A 21,456-nucleotide genomic window follows, 5' to 3' on the forward strand; every position below is an offset into this window, starting at 1 on the left:
AAGGGTCTTTTCCTATGATACCATAGGGCAACTCTTTGGGGAATAACTATGGAATTACAAAATCAAATCTCCAGTGCGCTGCTGAAAAAACGAAAACGAGAGAAGATTGAGGATGTACGAGGTCCGTACTATCGTGATACCACGGCCATCATACACTCTTCACCGTTTCGCAGGCTCAAACACAAGACACAGGTATTCTTCGCCCCCAGTAATGATCATATCTGTACGAGGATGGAACACTGTCTTCACGTCTCTTCCATTGCCTCAACCATATGCAAGGGACTCGGCTTGGATAGTGAGATTGCGTGGGCGATCGGCATGGGACATGACCTTGGCCATACCCCATTTGGCCATACCGGGGAGAAAATTCTCTCGGCCAAGATGCAGAAGGCAGGATTCCCAGCGTTTGAGCATGAGGTCAATAGTCTGCGTGTCGTCGATTTTCTTACGGCCCACGGGAAAGGGCTGAACCTCACCTATGCAGTAAGAGACGGAATAGCCTGTCACAACGGTGAGCAATTGGTGCAGTCCATCAAGCCGACCTTTGTCGTGAGGGAGCTGGAGCAAATTATCAGTAGAAAAGGTTTGGTTCCTGCAACCTATGAGGGAGTAGTGGTCCGCTTCAGCGATACCATTGCCTACCTTGGAAGGGATTTTGAAGATGCTTGTAGGTTGGGAATCATCAGTGAGGAACAGCTTCCTGAGCAGGTTACCCGTATCCTGGGAAGAAGGAATGCCGATATCATCGACACCTTGGTCAATGATATCATTGAGCACTCCAACGAATCGGCGGGAATCAGTTTCAGTGATGAAATATTTCCTTCTGTGCAGGAGATGATCAAATTCAACTACCAGTCAATCTACAAGAGTCCCATGCTTGAAGGGTATGAGCGGTACTTCACCCGCTTGTTGACACTTATTCTTGATTACCTGACCTTCCTGCTGGAAACCTACGGTTATCGAGAGGAATTGTACGTGCAGGAGAAAAACATGCTTGCCATGGGCTTCTACCATCACTTGATGGATATGCATGAGGAGTATGAACAGAGGGATGGGAATGTTGGTCGACTCATCTATGACTATGTGGCTGGAATGAGTGACAATTTCTGTCTTGATTGTGCCAATGAGATACTCAAACCTGAGCATCTCAATGACAGCATAGAACACTCCCTGACCGGAAAATGGTTTGATGCTCGTTAGGCAAGTTCGTTGCCCAGTTTCTGGATTTCTGCAATGAACTGCCCCAAGTCATTGAAGGCTTTGTAGACAGCAGCGAAACGAACATATGCAACCAGGTCGACTTCTTTGAGCTGTTTGAGCGTCTCATCCCCGATGTCGCTTGAGGCTATCTCCCGCTTGCTTCCCACCTTGAGCAGGATGGCCTCCTCAATGTTCTGTAACAGCAGGTCAATTTCATTCTCGCCGATCTTTAGTTTTTCCGTACAGGAACGGATTCCGCGACCGATTTTGTTCAAGTCAAAAGGTTCTCTTCTCCCATCTCGTTTGATAACCATCAGGGGCTTGTCCTCAATCCGTTCATAACTGGTAAATCGGTACCCGCAGATATTGCATTCCCGTCTTCGTCTAATCGACGAACCGCTGGAATTCTGCCTGGATTCAAGGACCTTGTCATTCATTGCTGAGCAGTGTGGGCATCGCATAGGTGTACTCCTTTCTGCGTTCAGTATACCAAAGGAAGTACCAGTTTTCAATAAAATAGTGGTACTATTTGCAGTAACTTTAAATAATAAGGAAAAAAATACGCTATATGTAGTTTTTCGCTTGAATACATAGATAAAAACAATTTTGTACAAAAATCTCCTACTATGTACTCTGTTTGTTGTAATTAAAACGATATTGTGATAATAATAACATAGCGGAGGACGGTATGGCGGAATCAGTGAGTAGCTGTGTAAAAAGGATTGTGGACAAGAGTCCATTTATCCATGAGATGTTGATCAATGGGATTCTCTCATTCAGCAACTATGCCTCCTCTATCCAGGATGAAGTTCAGAAGGCATATGGTAAAGAGGTCAAGGCCAGTGCCATAGTGATGGCCCTTCGTCGTTATGGAGAAGAACTGAAGAAAGAGACTGCGAAGACCAACCATGGCAATGTAGAGTATGGAATTGTCATGAAAACCAATATTTTCGATGTGAATCTGGTCAGGAAGGACGACTTCATCAGTAAGCTGGGGATTCTGTACAAAAGCATTTCCACTGAAAAAGGTGATTTCCTCAACATTACCCTGGGAAGCCACGAAGTCTCCCTGGCGGTAAGTGAGAAATATCGGTATCTGGTAGATGAGTTGACCGAAGGTGAGGAGATTCTCAACCAAATGAACGATTTGGTTGCACTCTCCCTGGTGTTTACAGGAGATTTCCTGCAGACCCCTGGTATTGTCTATGAAGCAGTGCGCCATCTGGCTTGGGAGCAGATCAACGTAATCGAGATTGTCTCCACCATGAATGAGTTGACCTTTGTAATCAAGCGTGAGGACTCCATGAAAGCATTTGATGTGCTGCAAGGGTTCCTCCGTGCAAGCTAGCATAACGTTCTATGCTGCTGAGCGCGACCAGGGAAAGACTACTTCCTTGTTCCCCTTGATTCAGCAACTTGCTATCCAAAAGAAGCGTGTCTGTGGGGTACTTGCCCTTGCAAATCCCGAAAAAACCGTGTATAGACTCAAGGACCTCTTTTCACAAGAAGAACGATTGGCCCTTTGTGAGCAGCCGATCGGGCAGGGGAAACGTATCGGTAGGTTCTATCTGGATGAACAGGCCTTTGATTGGGCAAATGCTCAGATAATCCGGAACCTGGAATATTCACAGGTGGCTATCTTTGATGAGATAGGCAGACTGGAAATAGCTGGGGAAGGACTTGCCCGTTCTTTCAGGAAGGCATTGGACACTCCAGGTCTGCAAGTATTCGCTACGGTACGCATTCCCTTTATTGAAGCGGTGCTGAACAGTTTCTCCATTCCCAAGGAGCGGGTGGAGATCAAGTATGTCGGGTATAAGGAATGAAATGCAATGAATGAACTCTACTGGATAGGAATGCTGGCTCTGAATTTCGTCATGATTCTTATCGCTTTCAGATTGTGGGGAAAATTGGGACTCTATATTTGGATACCCATCAGTGTCATCGTGGCAAATATCCAGGTAACAAAGAATGTAATGCTCTTTGGCTTTGATGCAACCTTGGGCAATATCGTGTATGCAACGGGATTTCTGGCAACGGATATTCTCAGTGAGCTTTATGGGAAGAAGGAGTCATCAAAGGCGGTTGCTATTGGATTTTTCAGTCTGCTCTCCATGACAATCCTTATGCAGATGGCTCTGTTGTTTGAGCCGGCTGCCTCGGATATCGCCCACCCCTCACTTTCCATGATCTTCGGCCTAATGCCTCGAATCGCCTTTGGTTCCCTTGTGGCCTATGTGGTGAGCAATCTGCACGATATATGGGCCTTCGACTATTGGAAGCGAAAACATCCGGGGAATCGCACGCTCTGGTTGAGGAACAATCTGAGTACCATCGTCAGCCAACTCATTGATACCTTGGTATTCACCTTTATAGCGTTCTGGGGCGTCTACCCGACAGAGGTGCTGACCGGAATAGTCATCAGTACCTATCTCCTGAAATGGGTAGTGGCTGTACTGGATACCCCATTCATGTATCTTGCCCGTTTCTGGTACGATAAGGAGAAGATTCCCGTCCCTACTATTTAGGAGGGAGCACAACCTTCAATGCATCGATGCATGTTCTTGTTCCTACATAAAGGGAAGGAGAGAATGGCTTACGGTGCAAGAGAAAATCATCATCGTAGATGAATGGTTTTCCATCCACGTACTCAACCAGCATTCCTGCCGAGAGCAGGACTGCGTGTGAGGCTGCTACATCCCAGACATAACAACTTTGGTTGACGCATCCTTGGATATGCTCATAAATCACAGGGCTAAGCATATGAATGATGGATGACCCGAAGATCCTGATCTTTCCTTCATACCGGGAAAAGTCCATCAAACGTTGCCCGCTTGAACCCATCGTGATTTGCCAAGGGAAATCCTTATTGCCTTCCACAATCAACGGTTGCCCGTTTATCAAGGGCTCCTTCCCTGGATCAAGTCGTACAAAAAGGTCTTCTTCCCCAATTCCCCAACGCGGAGCACTGATCATGGCACCGACGGGCACTCTGTCTTTATTGAGAATACCCAAAGCCACCGCCCAGGAAGGAAGCCCCTGTGAGTAGACATCCGTACCATCGATTGGATCAAGAACAAAGGTGAACGGAGATGCTTCCCTGTAGGGGGTCAGGGTCTCCTCACTGATGATGTTCATAGAGGGGAAGAGCCCCTCGATGACGGAGATGATCTGCTTCGAGATTGTAAGGTCTGTTTCGGTAATCACCGAACCATCCTTCTTGTATGATCGACTGATATGTTGCTGTTGTGCCTTGGCATACATCCCTGCTTCCCGTACGGCAAGAGCGAGTGAATCCAATGCTTTCTTATCTAGTGTGCTTTCCATTATCTTGCATAACCTTCTTGCTCATGATAGGGTAATGGCGCTTATGCAAACACCTATTTCAACCCTTGTCCAATCGTATATCAAAAACAGTCCTGCTTACAAGGCGTATGGCACGACGACCCGACACCTGCACATTGAAGGGTTGGAAGGATATCCGTTGGCCCAGTTCCTTCGCATGATTGCGCGCAAACACAAAGGCCGTATTTGGGTCATCTGTCCAACAGAGGAGAGCGCAAAGGATTTGCTCAAGGATAGTGGTGTCTCAAATAACCAGGATGCCCCCTATGCAGATGAACTCAAGACCGTGTACCTTCCCAGTAATGGGAGAAAGCTGTACACCCCGTTCAGTGGGGACAATGTTGAATACGACCAACTCAACCGGTTGACCTCGATTACTGAAATGCGGCATGGGATGATTGTCACACACCTGCGAGCGTTTGTAGGTCCGCTGGTCAGCCCTGAGACGCTCTCAGCTTCATCTCTTTCCCTGCGGGTGGGGGGAGCGTTTGATAGTACACGTATTGCAGAACAACTTTCCCGGGCGGGTTACCTCAACACTGTCTCCACCAATTCGATGGGTGAGTTCAGCCTGAGGGGAGAGGTCATGGACATTTTCCCCTATGAGAGTGAGCACCCCTTCAGGATCTATGCAGACTGGGATAAAGTGGGAAAGATCAGCAGTTTTGATCCCATCACACAGGAGACACTCTCCCCTGTAGACCATTTTACCCTCTCTCTGGTTGATGCTACGGACAAGCTTGCCACCTCCTCAATCAGGGGTTACCTTGGTGATGAAGACTTGTTTTGTTTCATCGGAGACAAACGGCTCGCCACCAGCTTTCACAGTTTGCAACTTGAAGCGAAGTCACTCTACCGGCAAGCATTCCTGGAAGATCGGGATGTGCTCAAGCCGGATGAGTTGTTGCTCGATTTCCCCCTTTTCCAGACCAATTGCAAGTATTCTATCACCTTGATGGATCTTGCAGGACAGACCCCTGATGCCTTCAAATTCGATATAGAAGGCCCTCGTTCCTACTTTGGGAATTTTACGTTGCTCAAGGAAGACCTCAAGAGCTTTGAAAAACAAGGGTGGAAGGTAACGATCTTTACCGAGAACCAGTTGCAACTGCAACGCCTTGCTCAGATGCTCAGTGCTTTCTCGTTTCTCTCCTACGAGAGAATGGAACTCTCGGGGGGATTCTCCATCCCCAGCACCAAGATCATTGCAATCTGTGAACACGAGATATTTGGACGTAGAAGACAGGTGGTCAAGACCCTGCAGCATACCCAATCGACCCCGCTGGACTCATTTGTTGATCTGAATGAGGGCGATTATGTGGTGCACGTGAACTATGGGGTGGGAAAGTTCGTCAAGATTGACCGTGTTTCCAGTTTTGACCGTGAACGTGATTTCATCAAGATTGCCTATGCTGACAGTGAGATGCTCTATGTCCCCATCGAGCAGGCCAACTTGGTCCAGCGCTATATAGGAAGCGATGGGGGAAATCCAAAACTGGACAAACTTGGTGGCATAAGTTGGGAGCACAAGAAAGCCAAGGCCCGCAAGAAAGCCGAGGACCTTGCAAAACATTTGATCACACTCTATGCAAAACGCCAGAACAGCCCGGGATATGCCTTTCCCAAGGATACTGATTGGCAACTGCAGTTTGAGGCATCCTTCCCTTTCGACGAGACAGCTGACCAACTGGCTTGCATCGAGGATATCAAGAATGATATGGAGAAACCGATGGTCATGGACCGTCTCATCTGCGGCGACGTTGGCTACGGAAAGACTGAAATAGCCTTCCGTGCTGCGTTCAAGGCGGTCATGGGTGGAAAGCAGGTTGCTTTCTTGGCTCCTACCACAATTCTTGCTGAACAACATTACCAGAACTTTGTCAGCCGTTTGGGGAGCTTTCCGGTCCGTTGTGCCCAACTCTCCAGGATTGTGCCAAAGAAGGATCAGAAAACAACCTTGCTGAGTGTCGCAGAAGGAAAGATTGATGTTCTGTTCGGTACTCATCGAATACTTCAGAAGGACATTATGTATCGGGATCTAGGGCTGCTGATTGTTGATGAGGAACAGCGTTTTGGTGTAAAGGATAAGGAAAGGATCAAGGTGTTGAGGAACAGTATTGATTCACTCTCCCTCAGTGCAACACCCATTCCGAGGACCCTCTACATGTCTCTCTTGAAGATCAGGGACATGTCACTGCTTGCTACTCCTCCGATTGCACGCCGCCCCATCGAGACACATATCGGCGAATACGACCAGGATGTCATTGTACGGGCAATCAGGGAGGAAATTGATCGGGGTGGGCAGGTCTTCTTTCTGCACAATCGAATTGAGAGCCTTGATGAGGTGGTCCATCAGCTGACGAGTTTATTGCCGGATTTGATCATCGAGAGCGCGCATGGGCAGATGGAAAGCCGGAAACTGGAGGATACCATGAGGCGCTTTGTCCATGAAGGAATCCATGTATTGGTCTCAACAACCATCATTGAGAACGGTATCGACATCCCCAACGTGAATACCATGATTATCGACCGTGCAGACCGGTATGGGCTGAGCCAGCTCTACCAGCTCAGGGGGAGGGTGGGGCGCAATGACCGTCAAGCGTATGCTTATCTCTTCTATCCCCAGGGCAGTGCTCTCAGTGAAATTGCAGTGAAACGACTCAAGATCATCAGTGAACATACGGAACTTGGTTCCGGGTTCAAGGTGGCCATGAAGGATATGGAGATCAGGGGAACCGGAAATCTCCTGGGAAGGGAGCAGAGTGGTCAGCTTTCCTCTGTTGGTCTTGATATGTACATTCGAATCCTTGATGAGGCGATTCGGGACCTGCGAAAGGAAGGCTTGAAGGAAGAAGACAAGGAAGTATTCCTCGAACTCGATTATACCGGTTTCATTCCCGATACCTATATCAAGGCGCCTTCGGTGAAGTTTGACATCTATCGAAAGATTGCCTCCATAAACAATGAAGAACAGTTACACTCCTTGAGTAGTGAACTCAGTGATCGGTTCGGGCCACCTCCTGAGGAGGTTGCCAACCTCTTGTACATTGCTCAGATCAAAATTCTTTGCCGGAAATTGTCCATCATCCATTTGACAGACCGAAAGGGAGTTGTAAGCATTGAATTCGGCAAGGTTGCAGATCTGAATGTAAACAAGGTGATGAATCTCATTGCCTTGAGTAACAAACGTGTGTGGTTGGACATGCGAAAGATGAACATCATGTATATGAAAACTGATGCAGTTTCCCTCAAGGACAAAGCCTTGTTCCTGATGGAGAAATTGCAGCGGTTGCTGTAGGAGTTTGCATGCAAGTTACGCAAGAAACAATCTTTCAGGATATTCCGGAATTGCAGTGGGTTGAGAGCAGAAGCGAAGGCGCAAGACGTGCAATCAAGAGCTATGTGCTCAGAGGGTCCTACCTCAAGACGTTCCAGGTGGAGGCGGTAAGACGCTATTATGCGACCTATGGAATCCCGTTTCGTCAGGAACTGCTGGACTACTCCCAGGTGTATGGAAATGACAATCCCTTGGTCATTGAGATTGGTTTCGGTATGGGTACAGCCACATCCCGTATTGCCAAGGAGCGCAGCCAGTTCAACTATCTTGGGCTGGAGGTGTTCCTTTCAGGATTCACCAAGCTTCTGGATGTAGTGGGGCGGGAACAACTGGATAATGTACGTCTGATGCGCTTTGACGCAGTGGAGGTGCTCCGCTCTATGATCCCCGATAACAGTGTTGCCGGATTCCACATATTCTTTCCTGATCCTTGGCCGAAAAAACGACAACAGAAACGTCGACTCATTCAGGAGCCTTTTGCTTCCCTGCTCGCGAGCAAGCTGGTGAAGGGTGGATACATCTACTGTGTTACCGACTGGGAGGAATATGCCTACCAGATGCTTGAGGTTTTTAAGAAGACAGAAACCCTGGTAAACCCCCATGATGGATTTGCTCCCCCCGTTCCTTGGCGTGATACTACACGGTTTGAGGAAAAGGGACTCGCAAAGGCTCATCCGATCAACGAGGTCTGGGTGGAGAAGCGCTGAGATGAGGGAAGGGAGCTTGCCGCCGCAAGCTCCCTTCCAAGGTTCCACAAATTCACTCTCAAGCAATCAGAAAAGCAATAATCTGATTGTCCACCACCTACTCCTCATCCACCAAGGAATCCTTGTAGGTCTTGATTACCTCATCAGCCAGTTTACCACTGAGAGGCTCGTAATGGTCGAACTCCATTTCAAAACTTCCCGTACCACTAGTCATCGACTTTAGGTCGATTGCATAGTTGAGTAGTTCTGATTGAGGCACCTGGGCTTTTACCAACTGTAGATTGCCCATATCTTCCTGACCAAGTACGCGTCCTCGCTTACTGCTCAAGTCAGAAAGAATGTCGCCCAGATAATCATTCTCTATATATACACTAAGAAGCATGATTGGTTCAAGTAGGACAGGCTTGGCCTTTTCCACCGCAATTTTCATAGCTCCCTTTGCAGCAAGCTTGAACGCCATTTCGCTGGAATCAACCGGGTGCTCCTTTCCATCGATGAGTGTAATGCCAATATCCATCATTGGATACCCCGCAAGATATCCCTCTTCCATCATCTCGTGCAGGCCCTTCTCAATGCCGGGGATGTATCCCTTGCTGACTGAACCGCCCTTGATGGCGTTGGTGAAAGAGTAATAGGCACCCCTTTCCAATGGTTCAATCTCAATCAGGACACGGGCATACTGACCATGACCACCACTTTGCTTCTTGTGTGAATACTCAGCGATGCCACTCTTCTTAGTGATGGTCTCGCGATATGCAACTCTGGGAAGCCTGGTGATGATGGATACTTTCTGTTTCTCCCTGACCTTGTCGAGGATCATATTCAAATGTAGCTCACCCATACCGGCAACCACGTTCTCCTTGGTCTCCTCGTTGTACTTGATCAGGAACGTCAAATCCTCTTCTGTGACCTTGTGCAGAGCCTCGTTCATTTTCACTTCGCTCTTCTTGTCCTCAGCACTGATTGCAAGGCTGTAGATTGGTTGCGGGAAGGCAAGAGGCTTGAACTGGAACTTCGTGTCACTGCCTTCTACCAGCGTTGAGTTGGTGGAGGCAATGTTGCTCTTTGCAATGACGCCGATGTCTCCAGCTGCCAATAGGTCCGTCTCGATGAGCTTCTTGCCGACGAGCCTGAATACCTTACCCGAACGCTCCTTTCTGTTGAGATGCGGGTTGTACAATTCGGTATCTCCCTTGATCACCCCTCTGAGGACTTTCAGGAAGCTCAATTTACCGCTGAACTGGTCGATTGTCGTCTTGAACACCACTGCAGCCGCAGGGCCTTCCTCAGTGATAGTAAACTCTTCCTCACTACCATCTTCGTTGATGATCCAATCGGTCTTGCCGATCGGCTTAGGGAAGTTGTTCTTTATGAAATTGAGCAGGCTGATTATACCGATTCCTTTCTCCGATGCCCCACAGAAAACAGGGATGACGCGGTTGTCTTCCATGCCTTCACGCAGGCCCCGTCGGATATCTTCACTGGAGAGCGTACCTTCATCAAAGTATTTTTCAATCAGGTCATCGGCACCCTCTGCGGCATTCTCTACAAGGTCGTTACGGTACTGTTCTTCAAAATCCTTCATGTCGGAAGGAATTTCAGTTTCACCTTCTTTCCCATCCTGGCCGACCATGTAGGCTATGTCTTCAATTAGATTGATGGTGCCCCTGAAATCCTTGCCGCTACCAATAGGAATGACGACAGGAACAAAGTTGGCTTTGAATGTTTCGCGAAGGTTTTCGAGTACTTGTGTATAGTCTGCACGGTCTCGGTCCATCTTGTTGATGAAAACCGCCCGTGGTTTATTGCGTTGATCAAGATGACGCCAGAGTTTGATGGTCTCAATCTGGGCTCCATCACGTGCGTCAACAACCATTACTGCCGACTCACAGGATCGGAATCCGCAGATGGTCTCCCCGATGAACCCTGCGGTTCCCGGAGTATCAATGATGTTCAGAGTCTTTCCTTCCCAGCCCAGGGAGGCGAGGGAAGCATGAATGGAAATCTTATGGGCAATTTCCTCATCCGTATAATCACTTACTGTCTTTCCACTAGAGACATTCTCTGCCCGGGGAATCACATTGGCATAAAATAACAATTGCTCCACCAACGTGGTTTTCCCGGTGCCGTTGTGGCCGATGATGGCGACATTCCTTAAATCATTGCTGACAACGCTCATAGTTCCTCCTTTGATCACACTATGCTAATCTTGAACGCATGCATGTATGGTACGCCCCATCAACTCATATGTCAAAAGAATTCTGTTTGAGCGCTCAATCACCCGGACACAAAAAAGCAGACACCTTTCTGCCAGAGGATGTCCGCCGGTATATGTGTGAGAACAATCTTGTTTGTCTCGCCTAACGCGTCAGGCTGACATTCACATCAATGATGTGGTTGATGTCCTGTTTGAGTTTATATGCGAATTGATCCATAACGGTGACATCATTGGGAAGCTTGTCGCCGTCCTCGCAGAAAAATGTCCAACAAGGTACATCCAACGCAGCACTGATCTTCTCGATGGTGGAGAAGGAAGGTGCTTTCCTTGAAGTCTCGATTTCTGTCACAAATGAGGTGGAAACGCCGATCTTCTCAGCCAACTGAGCCTGAGTTAGAGAGAGCTTTCTTCTGCGCTCCTTCAGATTTCTTGCGAAAATGTCCTGCAAATTGTAGGTTCTAGCCATGTTGTACTCCTCTTAAGAAATTGCAATAGTTAAATCAACCGAAAAGAGTGTAAATATTCTCCAACGGTCTAGTATTTACCCTTTCTTTTAGTACATATTAGGCATAATTGTCACAATTCCGCAAGATTGGAACCATGCTCTTTTGATATTTCCCATACCATTAGCGGGTTTTTTGCGCATAATGGTCAAACTCCATCGAGAAGGTTCCCCTTCCTTGTGTCGCTGAACGTAGCACAGTAGAGTATCCAAATAGTTGAGAGAGTGGTGCCTGTGCATGGATATGCTCACTTGCAGTCCTGCTCTCGATACTGTTGACCAATCCACCCCTGCTGGTGATACTGCTGATGGCTTCCCCTACGTACTGTGTGGGGACAATAACGGTAACCTTCATTACCGGTTCCATCAGGATTGGACCGGCTCCCTGAGCCACCTTGTCGAAACACATTGCAGCACACGCCTCGAATGCAAACGGGGTAGCTGTAAGTTCATTATAGGTGATGCTGGTTACCTCAACCTCAAGGTCGACGGTTTCATACCCAAATTGGATACCACCCTTGAATGCATTGGTGATTCCTCTCTTTACTGCTTCATAATACTGCTCATCCATGCCTCGAACCTTTGCAGAACAACGATAGCGGTTCCCGCTCCCGGTGGGAAGGGGACGGATAGTAAGGCCCACCTCAGCAGTATTTTCCTTGCCTGCAATGATCTTGGAGAACTTCTCACTGCCACTGGTTTCCTTGGTAACCGATTCACGATAGGTTACCTGCGGGTTGCCCACCCGTGCCTTGATCTTCATCTCCTTGGTTAGTCTGGTCACCAGTACATCCAGATGCAACTCGCCCATACCACTGATAACCAACTGCCCTGTCTCATCATCATCCCGATAGGTAAAGGTGGGATCTTCTTGTGCAAGAATGCCAAGTGCGGAACGGAGCTTGTCGCCATCGCTGAGACTGTTAGGTTCAATGGCAACTGAGATGACAGGAACGGGGAAATGCATCTCTTCAAGGAGAATCTGGGCACCTTCACTTCCTAGTGTGTCACCAGTTCGTCCTTCCTTGAACCCAATGATTACACCAATGTCACCTGCTTCAAGTTCACTCAACTCTTCAGATCTGTCAGCATGCATACGGAGAATCCTGTTCACCCGCTCCCGTTTCTTCTTGCTGATGTTCATCAAGGTAGTACCTTTCTTGATGACACCATTGTAGACTCTGACAAAACTCATGGGACCGGCTTCTCTATCCACTTGAATCTTGAATAGGAGAGCAAGGGGTGGTTTCTCCTTGTTATACGGAATCTCCACCGATTTCTCGGTCTTCTTGTGGATGCCTAAGATCGGGGGGACTTCAGAGGGAGAAGGGAGATAATCAATGACCCCGTCAAGGAGGGCCTGGACACCAATATCCTTCAATGAGGAACCAACAAATACCGGCAGTGCCTGCCGTGCGATGGTTGCCTTTTTCAAGGTACTCTTGATCAGCTCAATATCGATGGGTTCCCCTTCGAAGTACAACTCAGTAATTTCATCACTGAAGGTTGCAACGCTGTCGATCAACTTTTCATACCAGCTATCCACTTCCTCCTGCATGGATGCCGGAATTTCCTCTTCTGTATAGGTCATTCCCTGGTCTTCGATGCTATAGATGTAATACTTCTTGGTCAGCAGGTTGATAATGCCGCTGAAGTTGTTCTCTGCTCCGACGGGAAGATACAATGGTATGGGATTCGCACCCAATTTCAGTTTCAGCTCGGATACCGCCTCGTGGAAATTTGCTCCCAGACGGTCCATCTTATTGATGAATGCAATACGGGGAACACGGTAGGTATCAGCCTGTCTCCAGACAGTTTCGGTCTGTGGTTCCACTCCACCGACAGCGCATACAACCATAACCGCGCCATCGAGTACCCTAAGGGCTCGCTCCACTTCTGCGGTAAAGTCAACATGCCCCGGGGTGTCGATGATGTTGATCTGATGGTCCTTCCAGAAACAAGTGGTTGCTGCACTGGCAATGGTGATGCCACGATCCTGTTCCTGTTCAAGGAAGTCCATGGTTGCTTCTCCGTTGTCAACCTCTCCAATACGATGGTTTTCCCCTGTATAATAGAGGATGCGTTCGGTGGTAGTGGTCTTTCCCGCATCAATATGTGCCATTATTCCAATATTTCGTGTTGTCTTCTCGTCCATGTACTTTTTCCTTCAAACAATCTGAGCAACAGTACCACACATGTCGTTCATAATCAACGAGAAGGGCGGAGCAAAAGGATACGCAGGGCATTGAAAACAGCGATTATGGTCACCCCGGTATCTGCAAATACTGCCAGTGCCATGGATGCATACCCTAGTGCCCCCATCACAAGCACAATCCCCTTTATTCCCAGGGCAAATGTGATGTTCTGCTTCACAATACGCGATGTCTTCTTGCTTATGACCACCAATTTCTCCAGCTTTGACAGTTCTTCACTCTGGATCACGATATCTGCACTCTCTATGGCTGCATCACTGGCCTTACTTCCCATTGCAATGCCGACACGGCTGGCTGCAAGGCTTGGAGCGTCATTCATCCCATCCCCAACGTAAGCGAGGTGGGGATTGGTTCGCTCGATTTCAGCAAGATATTCCTGCTTTTGGTCAGGAAGGAGCTCTGCATGATATCCATCAAGACCTAGCTCAGCTGCAATTGCCTTGGCATGTTGTTCCTTGTCTCCTGAGAGCATGAGCATCTGCTTGACTCCATGGGCCCTCAGTGCTTTGATAAGTTGTTTCGCATCTGGACGGATTGTATCCTTCAGTTGGAACGAAGCGGCATGGATGCTATCCACTGCCAGGTGGATGGTCCCTTCATCCTCATTGTCGGATGAAAGGGGGATGGACAAGGATGCGAACAGGGCAGCGTTTCCTGCGGTCACCTGCTTTCCGTCAATCAAGGCAGAGATGCCCTTGCCGGAAATCTCTTGGATGTTGCTCGCCTCATAGGGTGCATCAAGTGTGTCGAACGCCCTTGCAAGGGGGTGATTGCTCTGACGCTCCAAGCTTGCAGAGAGCTCCTTGAGATATGTTTCTGCAAATGTGGTCTTGCCGGTTACCACCATCTTTTCCAGGGAAAAACTTCCATGGGTCAACGTCCCGGTCTTGTCAAAGACCATGGTGTCGATGGTAGAGATGGCTTCCAGGTAATTGCCTCCCTTTACCAGGATACCGTGCGAGGCACTCTTGCCGATACCTGCAAAGTAGGAGAGGGGAACACTGATGACCAGTGCACAGGGACAACTCACTACCAGGAATACCAAGGATCGGTAGATCCAAGTCTCCCAATCTCCTGTTAGCAAGGAAGGAATTATCGTCAGTGCAAGGGCAAAAAATACCACGAAGGGAGTGTAATATCGTGCAAAGGTGGTGATGAACTGCTCGGTATGTGCCTTCTTTGAGGAGGACTCTTCAACAAGGCGAAGTATCTTTGTTGCCGTGCTTTCCTCATACACCCGGGTTGTCTGGATATCAAGGACTCCTGTGAGGTTCACGCTCCCGCTCAATACGGTTTCCCCCTCTTTCGCGTTCTGGGGAAGTGACTCCCCGGTAAGGGATTGCATGTCCAAGGTTGATGACCCCCTGAGGATGGTCCCATCCAAGGGAATCTTCTCTCCTGCCAGGACCCTGATGATGCTTCCTTTTGCAACAGATTCACTGGCAACCATTTCCGGTTTCCCATCCCGGATGATTCTTGTTTCGTCTGCTCTCAGGTCAAGGACTTCCATCACCGCATTCCTGCTTTTCTCGACAGCCCGGTCCTGGAAGAATTCCCCGATCAGGTACAGCAACATAACCGCAGAGGCTTCCCCTGTTTCCCCGATGGCGAAAGCGCCAAGCGTGGCTATGCTCATTAGGAATTTTTCATCAAACACCTTTCCATGCAGCAGGTTCGTACCTGCCTTGAGCAGTACGGTGTATCCAGCAATGAGATAGCTGGGAAGGAAAAGCCAGGGAGTATCCAAGAAGTAGGCAAGGGCAAAAAACAGCACGGAGGAAGAGATACGGATGATCATGCGCAAGGAAGTATGCTGCTTCTTGTAAGGTTGAGCGGAAACCTTCAACGCAGGCTCAACCCGTTTCGCCTCAGCAATAAGGGACTGGAAGAACGCATCATCCCTGTTTTCCATACTCTGTACATGGATTTGTTTCTTTGCATAGTCAACTCGTGCTTGTTTGATACCTTCTACCTTGTTCAGTTTTTCTTCTATGGTAGCTGCGCAGGCAGCACAGTCAAGATTTTGTACATTCCAGCTACGCTTGTCGGTCATGAAGTTCTCCTATAATATCAACATATGAATACATATTCATATAATAATACTTTGTCTCCTTTTGTCAAGAGGGGAAAAAGAGTATGAGGAAGCGCTGTTTGTATGATAGAATTACCACACCTGTAAAGAGGACTGTGGCTCTCTCTTTGTGTGGATTTTTTTGGACAGAGGGAACCTTCCAAGGTTCCTGAAGGAGTTGCTATGTTGGAACAATTGAAAGAAGAGGTGTGTGAAGCAAATCTGTTGCTTGAGCACTACCGTTTGATCACCTTCACCTGGGGCAATGTCTCGGCGGTTGACCCAAAGCGAGAGTATATGGTCATAAAACCCTCCGGGGTCCCCTACGAGGAACTCACACCGGACAAAATGGTGGTGGTGGAGCTGAAAACCGGCAAGATTGCAGAAGGTTCCTACAACCCCTCATCAGACACCCCTACCCACCGGTATCTATACAACCATTTTGCAGAAATCCAAGCGGTTGTACATACCCATAGCCGGTGGGCAACCATCTTTGCTCAAGCAGGACGGGGTATTCCAGCCCTTGGTACCACCCATGCAGATTATTTCCATGGTGAGATTCCCTGTACCAGAGAGATGGAAAATGCTGAGATTGAGACAGCCTACGAGGAAGAGACAGGCAAGGTGATTGTTGAACGCTTCGCCTCGCTGGATCCACTCTCCATTCCTGCGGTGCTGGTGCACAGCCATGGGCCCTTTACCTGGGGTTCTCATGCAAAGAAGGCAGTGGAAAATGCAGTAGTTCTGGAAGAGGTAGCCAATATGGCCTACCACACGCTGCTTTTGGAGCAGCATCCTAAACGGACGATGGACCAGGTATTGCTGGATAAGCATTATCTTAGAAAACATGGAAAAAATGCCTATTATGGGCAGAAAAGACAGGGGTGAGCTATGAATAATATCGCACAAGTCCGTTTAGGTTTGGTTTCTGTGAGCCGTAATTGTTTTCCCAAAGCATTGAGTGAACGGCGACGGAAAGCAGTAAAGGAAGCCTACCAGGATCCACTCTATGAATGCCCTGTTACCGTTGAGAATGAGAAAGATATGCGCATCGCCCTGGAGGATGTGACAAAGCATGAGGTCAATGCGCTGGTGGTGTTCCTAGGCAACTTTGGTCCGGAAACCGCCGAAACCCTGCTTGCAAAATATTTTGATGGTCCGGTGATGTATGTTGCAGCAGCGGAAGGCGATGGGGATCTCCATGATGGAAGAGGGGATGCCTTTTGTGGAATGCTGAACTGTTCCTACAACTTGGCTCTTCGCTCACTACGAGCACATATCCCAGAGTATCCGATCGGCAGTGCTCGGGAAGTTGCCACCATGATCGAGGAGTTCATCCCTGTTGCGAAAGCTGTTTTATCCCTGAGAGAACTGAAAATCATCACCTTTGGGCCAAGACCGCAGGACTTCATGGCGTGTAATGCCCCCATCCAGGGATTGTTTGATCTCGGAGTGGAGATTGAGGAGAACAGCGAGCTGGACCTACTTGTTGCCTACAACCATCACAAGGATGACAAGCGCATAGATTCTTTGGTAAAAGAAATGGCAGGAGAAATCGGCAGCAGTCCCTACGAGGGAATCCTTCCCAGGCTTGCCCAGTATGAGCTGACCTTGCTTGATTGGGTTGAGGAACACAAAGGGGACCGCCAGTTTGTTGCCTTTGCAAACAAGTGCTGGCCTGCGTTCCAGACGGAGTTTGGTTTCGTTCCCTGCTACGTGAACAGTCGTTTGACTGCCCAAGGTATTCCCGTCAGCTGTGAAGTGGATATCTATGGGGCACTGAGCGAATACATAGGGATTTGTGTGAGTGATAAACCTGTGACCTTGCTGGATATCAACAATACGGTTCCTTCCCAGATGTATGAGGAGCATATCAGGGCAAAACGGTCTTACCGAAATGATGAACTGTTCATGGGGTTCCACTGTGGGAACACCTCCTGCTCCCTGTTGAAGAATCCTCATATGGGGTATCAGGTGATCATGAAGCGGGACCTCGAGCCAGAACTTGCAGAACCCGATATTACCAGGGGGACGATGGAAGGGGACTTGGTCTCAGGTCCGATTACCCTGTATCGACTGCAAGCGGATGCCCGAGGACGACTCCGCGCGTATATTGCTCAAGGTGAGGTATTGGATGTTCCCAGTGAGAGTTTTGGGAGCATCGGGGTGATTGGGATTGAGGAAATGGCTCGGTTCTATCGGTATGTGCTTCTGAAAAAGGCATACCCGCACCATGCGGCGGTAGCCTTTAACCATGTGGGGAAGGCCTTGTTCAATGTTTTCACCTATCTGGGAATTGAGGATATCGCTTACAACCAGAGGGAAGGATTACCCTACGAGGGAGAGAATCCGTTCAAGCATTAGCATACTGCCTCTCCTGAATTACAGCCCCCGGATTTCCAGGGGCTGTGGTTTATGTCCAATCGTCCACGAGTTGTTTGATTTCCTCAACAACTACTGCATCACTCTCTTTCAGCGGCTCCAGCATAGTTGCTTTTGCGAGTGCGTAGGAGAGGACCATGACAGCTTCCTGTCGGTCACTCATACTGTCCAGGGTGACTGATGAGTAGAACGGCTTGGATTTCCCCCCGTCCTTACCTTCGTAGTAGCGGTATTTCTCAAGATTTGATGATGCTTTATTCCAGTCCTTTTCCATACTTCGCATCTCTTTGCTCCGCTTTGAGGCGCTCCAATTTCGTGCATACAGTTCTTCTGCTAGTTTCTGGTAGTGGGCGGGGTAGTAAAGATGGCTGGGAATGGTATCCATGGCGATGCGCATATAACTCACTGCCCATTCCTTGTTACCGAAGGAGAGGAATCCACCGGGGAGTTCGTCGTAGAGGCTGGAAAGTACGTACCAGGTTTCGCTGGAGTCCACGACACCCAGGGTGTTTACAATCGTGGTTAGGTCCTCAAGCATTCCCTTTGCTTTGCCCAAGGCATTCAGCGGTCCCTTTGTCTGTCCCCAACGACCGATGTTCGAACACTTCCAGAGATATCCTTCATAGGAAGCGTTTGCTTCGATTGATTGCAAGGCATACTGTTCACCTTTCTCATAGAAAGCAAATCTTCCCTCTTTGTTATTCTCATCCAACTCATCTCCAAGTGATACTTGAAGGCGGGCCAGACGCCACAGTATTTGGGCGCGGTCCGCGTTGTTGTTTACTTGGGTAAGCTGTGCTTCCAACAGCGCTTCAGCCTGGGAAAATGAATCGATTTCATACAATGCATCTGCCTGACTCGTATCAACCGTTGCGGCAAGCGTACCGGTGAGAAGCAGGGTGAGAACCAGTGTCAACCCTAGTATCTTTTTCATGAACCCTCCTATGAAAACAATCGTTTGATCAAAGCAAGTTTCCCCCGATAGGGGGCGTAACGCAGTTTTATCTCCAGCCAAGTCTTACTCTCCAATATGCTCTTTCGGTGGCTGAAGGTATCGAACCCCTGTTTTGCATGGTAGCTCCCCATGCCGCTTGACCCCACTCCTCCGAAGGGGAGGTGAGGGTTGGAGAGATGCATGACCGTGTCATTGATGCATCCCCCGCCATAGCTTACGGTTCGTACCACGTGTTCCTGATGATCCTTGTCGTTGCTGAACAGATACAGCGCCAATGGGTGCTCTCTGGCCTGGATGTAGCTTATGGCTTGTTCAAATGATTCATAGGTAAGGATGGGGAGGATTGGGCCAAAGATTTCATCACTCATCAAGGAACCAGTTTTCTGTACGTCCGTCATCAGTGTCGGGGCAATTTTCAGATTCTTTGGGTCGATCTGCCCCCCATAGGCAAGTGTTCCCTCTTCAAAAAGGCTGATGAGTCGGTTGAAGTGTCTTTCGTTGATGATACGTGGTAGGTCATTGCTATGAAGTGGGTCATTCCCGAACATACGGGTGATTGCCTGTTTCATTTCTTCAATCAATTGCGAAGCTACCGATCGTTCAACCAGGACATAGTCTGGTGCGATACAGGTCTGTCCAGCGTTGAGACATTTTCCCCAGATGATTCTGCGGGCTGCAAGGGGGATATTGCTGTTTGCTTCTACGAGAGCGGGGCTCTTTCCACCCAGTTCTAGGGTGACCGGGGTGAGCGTCTTCGCCGCTGCCTCCATGACCACGCGCCCAACGGTGGGGCTGCCTGTGAAGAATATATGGTCAAAGCGGTGGGAAAGCAGCTCCTGATTCATCTCGCTGCCTCCCTGGAATACGGTCACATAGTGGCTTGGATAGAGCTTTGCGATCAGCGCTTCCAGGACCTGGGAGGTATGACTACTGTACCTGGAAGGTTTGACAATGACACAGTTACCGGCTGCCATGGCACTGACCAGGGGAGCGACTGTGAGTTGGAATGGATAGTTCCAAGGACTCATAATCAACACGACCCCCAAGGGGATGGAGATCGTATAGGCCTTGGAAGGGAAGGAGAGTAAGGTATTTCTCACCCGTTTCTTGCCAGTCCATGCATCCAGATGCTTGAGGTGTTTGTCTATCTCTGCATACACTAACCCAAGCTCTGTTGCGTATCCTTCAAAGTCAGTTTTACCCAGATCCTCGAAAAGAGCATCAAGAATCTGTTTTTCATGCTCTTTGATACCATCCTTCAGCCGTTTGAGCTGGATCTTTCTCCATGCAACTGACTGGGTTGAACCATTACGGAAAAATGTACGCATCTCAGTGATGCAGAGCTGCACTTCATTCATGAGTATTCCCCACTTTTATGCCAGTATGACACCTGGTTACCTGTTTGTCAAAATCAATGCATCAGAACCCAGTGATTATCTCCTCATTGAGATTACTGAGAATAGCCCTTGCAAGACGGATTGAGTTTTCTACGTCTTCAACACTGCTGATTCCCCAGTGCGTGTGCGCATATCTGACCGGGATACCGATTACAATGGTAGGAATACCTTGTCCAGCCAAGTGCAATGCAGCTGCATTGGTTGCTCCACCATTCCTGACTCCTTGTTGCACGGGTATCTGGTGTTTCTCTGCAAGATCGAGCGCAAAGCGTTGGAACCTTGGGTTGGTAATCATCTTTGCGTCAATGAACCGAAGCATGGGGCCTTTTCCCACAATGGTCTGCATCTGATAGGGGGGAAGGAAGGTGTCGTCAGCCGGACTTCCCTCGAAGCAAATTGCTACATCCGGATTAACCCTCTTTGCCGTCACCTGTGCTCCACGACAACCCACTTCCTCCTGACTGGCGAATCCAGCGACGAGGTTTACATCCAGTGTTTCTTCTTGCAGGTCTTCAAGGACATCAAGGATAGTTGAACAACCAAGCCTGCAATCGAATGCTTTGCCGAAGAGCAAGTTTGTCTCCGGGTTGTATGTGCAGGTTGCCTCGGGAATGACTGGGCTCGCCACTTCAGCTCCCATTTCGATTGCCTGTTGTTTGCTGGATGCACCGATATCGATAAATAGGCTGGAGATATCAGGAACACTCTTTCTCTCTGCCTCACTCTGGTAGTGAGGGGGTTTCGATCCTACGATGCCGGGAATCGTGGATCCGTCCCGTCTCTGTACCCGTACCATATGGGCAGGGATATTGGTGGTTACCCACCCCCCGATAGGGATGAATTCAAGCATGCCATCATCACGGATGCATTTGACCATGAAACCCACCTCATCGGTGTGTGCGTCAAGCAGCACAGTTGGCTTTCCTTCTTGGTTTTGTGTTCTGGTGAGGTAGAGATTTCTCAATGAGTCTTCTGCAAAACTACCCAGGTGTGTTCCTTCTGTGCGAATTACCTCAAGCACGGCATCTTCAAACCCTGAAATGCCGTTGGCATCACAGATTCGTTGTATTCGATTAATGTTTGTCATGGTCATTATTATCCATAGATTCTATGAGTTGTACACCCGTCA

General features: G+C 48.7%; 17 protein-coding genes. 8 read left to right on the forward strand and 9 right to left on the reverse strand.

All coding sequences use genetic code 11. The annotated features are described in order from the left end of the window. Nucleotides 1-48: 48 nt before the first annotated feature. Nucleotides 49-1,200, forward strand: coding sequence for a deoxyguanosinetriphosphate triphosphohydrolase family protein (locus tag DYP60_RS11190; RefSeq protein WP_117331102.1), 1,152 nt, complete (start codon nt 49-51; stop codon nt 1,198-1,200). Here DYP60_RS11190 and nrdR read toward each other — a convergent pair. Further along, nucleotides 1,197-1,661 (reverse strand): transcriptional regulator NrdR, encoded by a 465-nt coding sequence (nrdR, locus tag DYP60_RS11195; RefSeq protein ID WP_117331103.1) that lies wholly within the window; start codon nt 1,659-1,661, stop codon nt 1,197-1,199. The two genes, DYP60_RS11190 and nrdR, sit on opposite strands and share 4 nt — an antisense overlap. 227 nt (nt 1,662-1,888) lie before the next feature. Between nrdR and DYP60_RS11200 the strand changes: the two genes are divergently transcribed. The 3 genes from DYP60_RS11200 to DYP60_RS11210 are packed head-to-tail and all read left to right on the forward strand — an operon-like array spanning nt 1,889 to nt 3,728. Next, nucleotides 1,889-2,548, forward strand: a complete 660-nt coding sequence (locus DYP60_RS11200; protein ID WP_117331104.1) for an ACT domain-containing protein — start codon at nt 1,889-1,891, stop codon at nt 2,546-2,548. After that, complete coding sequence (locus tag DYP60_RS11205) at nt 2,538-3,026, forward strand: nucleoside-triphosphatase (protein WP_160526633.1); 489 nt, start codon at nt 2,538-2,540, stop codon at nt 3,024-3,026. Before DYP60_RS11200 ends, DYP60_RS11205 begins: the two co-directional genes overlap by 11 nt. 6 nt (nt 3,027-3,032) lie before the next feature. Beyond that, a complete protein-coding gene (locus DYP60_RS11210; RefSeq protein ID WP_117331106.1) occupies nt 3,033-3,728 on the forward strand; it encodes a queuosine precursor transporter in 696 nt (231 codons plus the stop codon). Here the strand turns inward: DYP60_RS11210 and DYP60_RS11215 are convergent. After that, on the reverse strand, nt 3,721-4,527 hold the full coding sequence (locus tag DYP60_RS11215) for an inositol monophosphatase family protein (RefSeq protein WP_117331107.1): 807 nt from the start codon (nt 4,525-4,527) through the stop codon (nt 3,721-3,723). The genes DYP60_RS11210 and DYP60_RS11215 overlap by 8 nt on opposite strands. 43 nt (nt 4,528-4,570) lie before the next feature. Between DYP60_RS11215 and mfd the strand changes: the two genes are divergently transcribed. Both mfd and trmB read left to right on the forward strand, forming a co-directional pair. After that, nucleotides 4,571-7,843: a transcription-repair coupling factor gene (gene mfd / locus DYP60_RS11220; RefSeq protein WP_117331108.1), complete on the forward strand. Its 3,273-nt coding sequence runs from the start codon at nt 4,571-4,573 to the stop codon at nt 7,841-7,843. An 8-nt stretch (nt 7,844-7,851) separates the two neighbouring features. Beyond that, on the forward strand, nt 7,852-8,589 hold the full coding sequence (gene trmB, locus DYP60_RS11225; RefSeq protein ID WP_117331109.1) for a tRNA (guanosine(46)-N7)-methyltransferase TrmB: 738 nt from the start codon (nt 7,852-7,854) through the stop codon (nt 8,587-8,589). A 97-nt stretch (nt 8,590-8,686) separates the two neighbouring features. On the opposite strand, the gene fusA (DYP60_RS11230) is transcribed toward trmB, so the two are convergent. The 4 genes from fusA (DYP60_RS11230) to DYP60_RS11245 form a co-directional block, all read right to left on the reverse strand. Continuing rightward, on the reverse strand, nt 8,687-10,768 hold the full coding sequence (fusA, locus tag DYP60_RS11230) for an elongation factor G (protein WP_117331110.1): 2,082 nt from the start codon (nt 10,766-10,768) through the stop codon (nt 8,687-8,689). Between the two features lie 181 nt (nt 10,769-10,949). Then, entirely contained in the window at nt 10,950-11,273 is a 324-nt protein-coding gene (locus DYP60_RS11235) for a helix-turn-helix domain-containing protein (RefSeq protein ID WP_117331111.1), read from the reverse strand. Between the two features lie 160 nt (nt 11,274-11,433). Further along, a complete protein-coding gene (gene fusA, locus DYP60_RS11240) occupies nt 11,434-13,464 on the reverse strand; it encodes an elongation factor G (RefSeq protein ID WP_117331112.1) in 2,031 nt (676 codons plus the stop codon). A 53-nt stretch (nt 13,465-13,517) separates the two neighbouring features. Then, on the reverse strand, nt 13,518-15,575 hold the full coding sequence (locus DYP60_RS11245) for a heavy metal translocating P-type ATPase (protein ID WP_117331113.1): 2,058 nt from the start codon (nt 15,573-15,575) through the stop codon (nt 13,518-13,520). Nucleotides 15,576-15,776: 201 nt separating this feature from the next. Between DYP60_RS11245 and DYP60_RS11250 the strand changes: the two genes are divergently transcribed. Then, nucleotides 15,777-16,481: an L-ribulose-5-phosphate 4-epimerase gene (locus DYP60_RS11250; protein ID WP_117331114.1), complete on the forward strand. Its 705-nt coding sequence runs from the start codon at nt 15,777-15,779 to the stop codon at nt 16,479-16,481. 3 nt (nt 16,482-16,484) lie between these two features. Continuing rightward, nucleotides 16,485-17,957 (forward strand): L-fucose/L-arabinose isomerase family protein, encoded by a 1,473-nt coding sequence (locus DYP60_RS11255; protein ID WP_117331115.1) that lies wholly within the window; start codon nt 16,485-16,487, stop codon nt 17,955-17,957. A 49-nt stretch (nt 17,958-18,006) separates the two neighbouring features. On the opposite strand, the gene DYP60_RS11260 is transcribed toward DYP60_RS11255, so the two are convergent. The 3 genes from DYP60_RS11260 to DYP60_RS11270 form a co-directional block, all read right to left on the reverse strand. Continuing rightward, complete coding sequence (locus tag DYP60_RS11260; protein ID WP_117331116.1) at nt 18,007-18,909, reverse strand: hypothetical protein; 903 nt, start codon at nt 18,907-18,909, stop codon at nt 18,007-18,009. 8 nt (nt 18,910-18,917) lie between these two features. Next, nucleotides 18,918-20,288 carry an aldehyde dehydrogenase gene (locus DYP60_RS11265; RefSeq protein WP_117331117.1) on the reverse strand — a complete coding sequence of 457 codons (1,371 nt, stop codon included), beginning with the start codon at nt 20,286-20,288 and terminating at the stop codon, nt 18,918-18,920. 61 nt (nt 20,289-20,349) lie between these two features. Continuing rightward, complete coding sequence (locus tag DYP60_RS11270) at nt 20,350-21,414, reverse strand: M42 family metallopeptidase (protein ID WP_117331128.1); 1,065 nt, start codon at nt 21,412-21,414, stop codon at nt 20,350-20,352. Nucleotides 21,415-21,456 lie beyond the last annotated feature (42 nt).

It is taken from the genome of Sphaerochaeta halotolerans (assembly GCF_003429665.1).
GTDB classification, from domain to species: domain Bacteria; phylum Spirochaetota; class Spirochaetia; order Sphaerochaetales; family Sphaerochaetaceae; genus Sphaerochaeta; species Sphaerochaeta halotolerans.

Coding starts and splice junctions, on each gene's coding strand:
- fusA (WP_117331110.1), bottom strand. CDS start 10,768: ATGAGCGTTGTCAGCAATGATTTAAGGAATGTCGCCATCATCGGCCAC.
- mfd (WP_117331108.1), top strand. CDS start 4,571: ATGCAAACACCTATTTCAACCCTTGTCCAATCGTATATCAAAAACAGT.
- DYP60_RS11215 (WP_117331107.1), bottom strand. CDS start 4,527: ATGGAAAGCACACTAGATAAGAAAGCATTGGATTCACTCGCTCTTGCC.
- DYP60_RS11260 (WP_117331116.1), bottom strand. CDS start 18,909: ATGAAAAAGATACTAGGGTTGACACTGGTTCTCACCCTGCTTCTCACC.
- DYP60_RS11270 (WP_117331128.1), bottom strand. CDS start 21,414: ATGACAAACATTAATCGAATACAACGAATCTGTGATGCCAACGGCATT.
- DYP60_RS11200 (WP_117331104.1), top strand. CDS start 1,889: ATGGCGGAATCAGTGAGTAGCTGTGTAAAAAGGATTGTGGACAAGAGT.
- DYP60_RS11250 (WP_117331114.1), top strand. CDS start 15,777: ATGTTGGAACAATTGAAAGAAGAGGTGTGTGAAGCAAATCTGTTGCTT.
- DYP60_RS11235 (WP_117331111.1), bottom strand. CDS start 11,273: ATGGCTAGAACCTACAATTTGCAGGACATTTTCGCAAGAAATCTGAAG.
- fusA (WP_117331112.1), bottom strand. CDS start 13,464: ATGGACGAGAAGACAACACGAAATATTGGAATAATGGCACATATTGAT.
- DYP60_RS11190 (WP_117331102.1), top strand. CDS start 49: ATGGAATTACAAAATCAAATCTCCAGTGCGCTGCTGAAAAAACGAAAA.
- DYP60_RS11210 (WP_117331106.1), top strand. CDS start 3,033: ATGAATGAACTCTACTGGATAGGAATGCTGGCTCTGAATTTCGTCATG.
- DYP60_RS11245 (WP_117331113.1), bottom strand. CDS start 15,575: ATGACCGACAAGCGTAGCTGGAATGTACAAAATCTTGACTGTGCTGCC.
- nrdR (WP_117331103.1), bottom strand. CDS start 1,661: ATGCGATGCCCACACTGCTCAGCAATGAATGACAAGGTCCTTGAATCC.
- DYP60_RS11265 (WP_117331117.1), bottom strand. CDS start 20,288: ATGAATGAAGTGCAGCTCTGCATCACTGAGATGCGTACATTTTTCCGT.
- DYP60_RS11255 (WP_117331115.1), top strand. CDS start 16,485: ATGAATAATATCGCACAAGTCCGTTTAGGTTTGGTTTCTGTGAGCCGT.
- trmB (WP_117331109.1), top strand. CDS start 7,852: ATGCAAGTTACGCAAGAAACAATCTTTCAGGATATTCCGGAATTGCAG.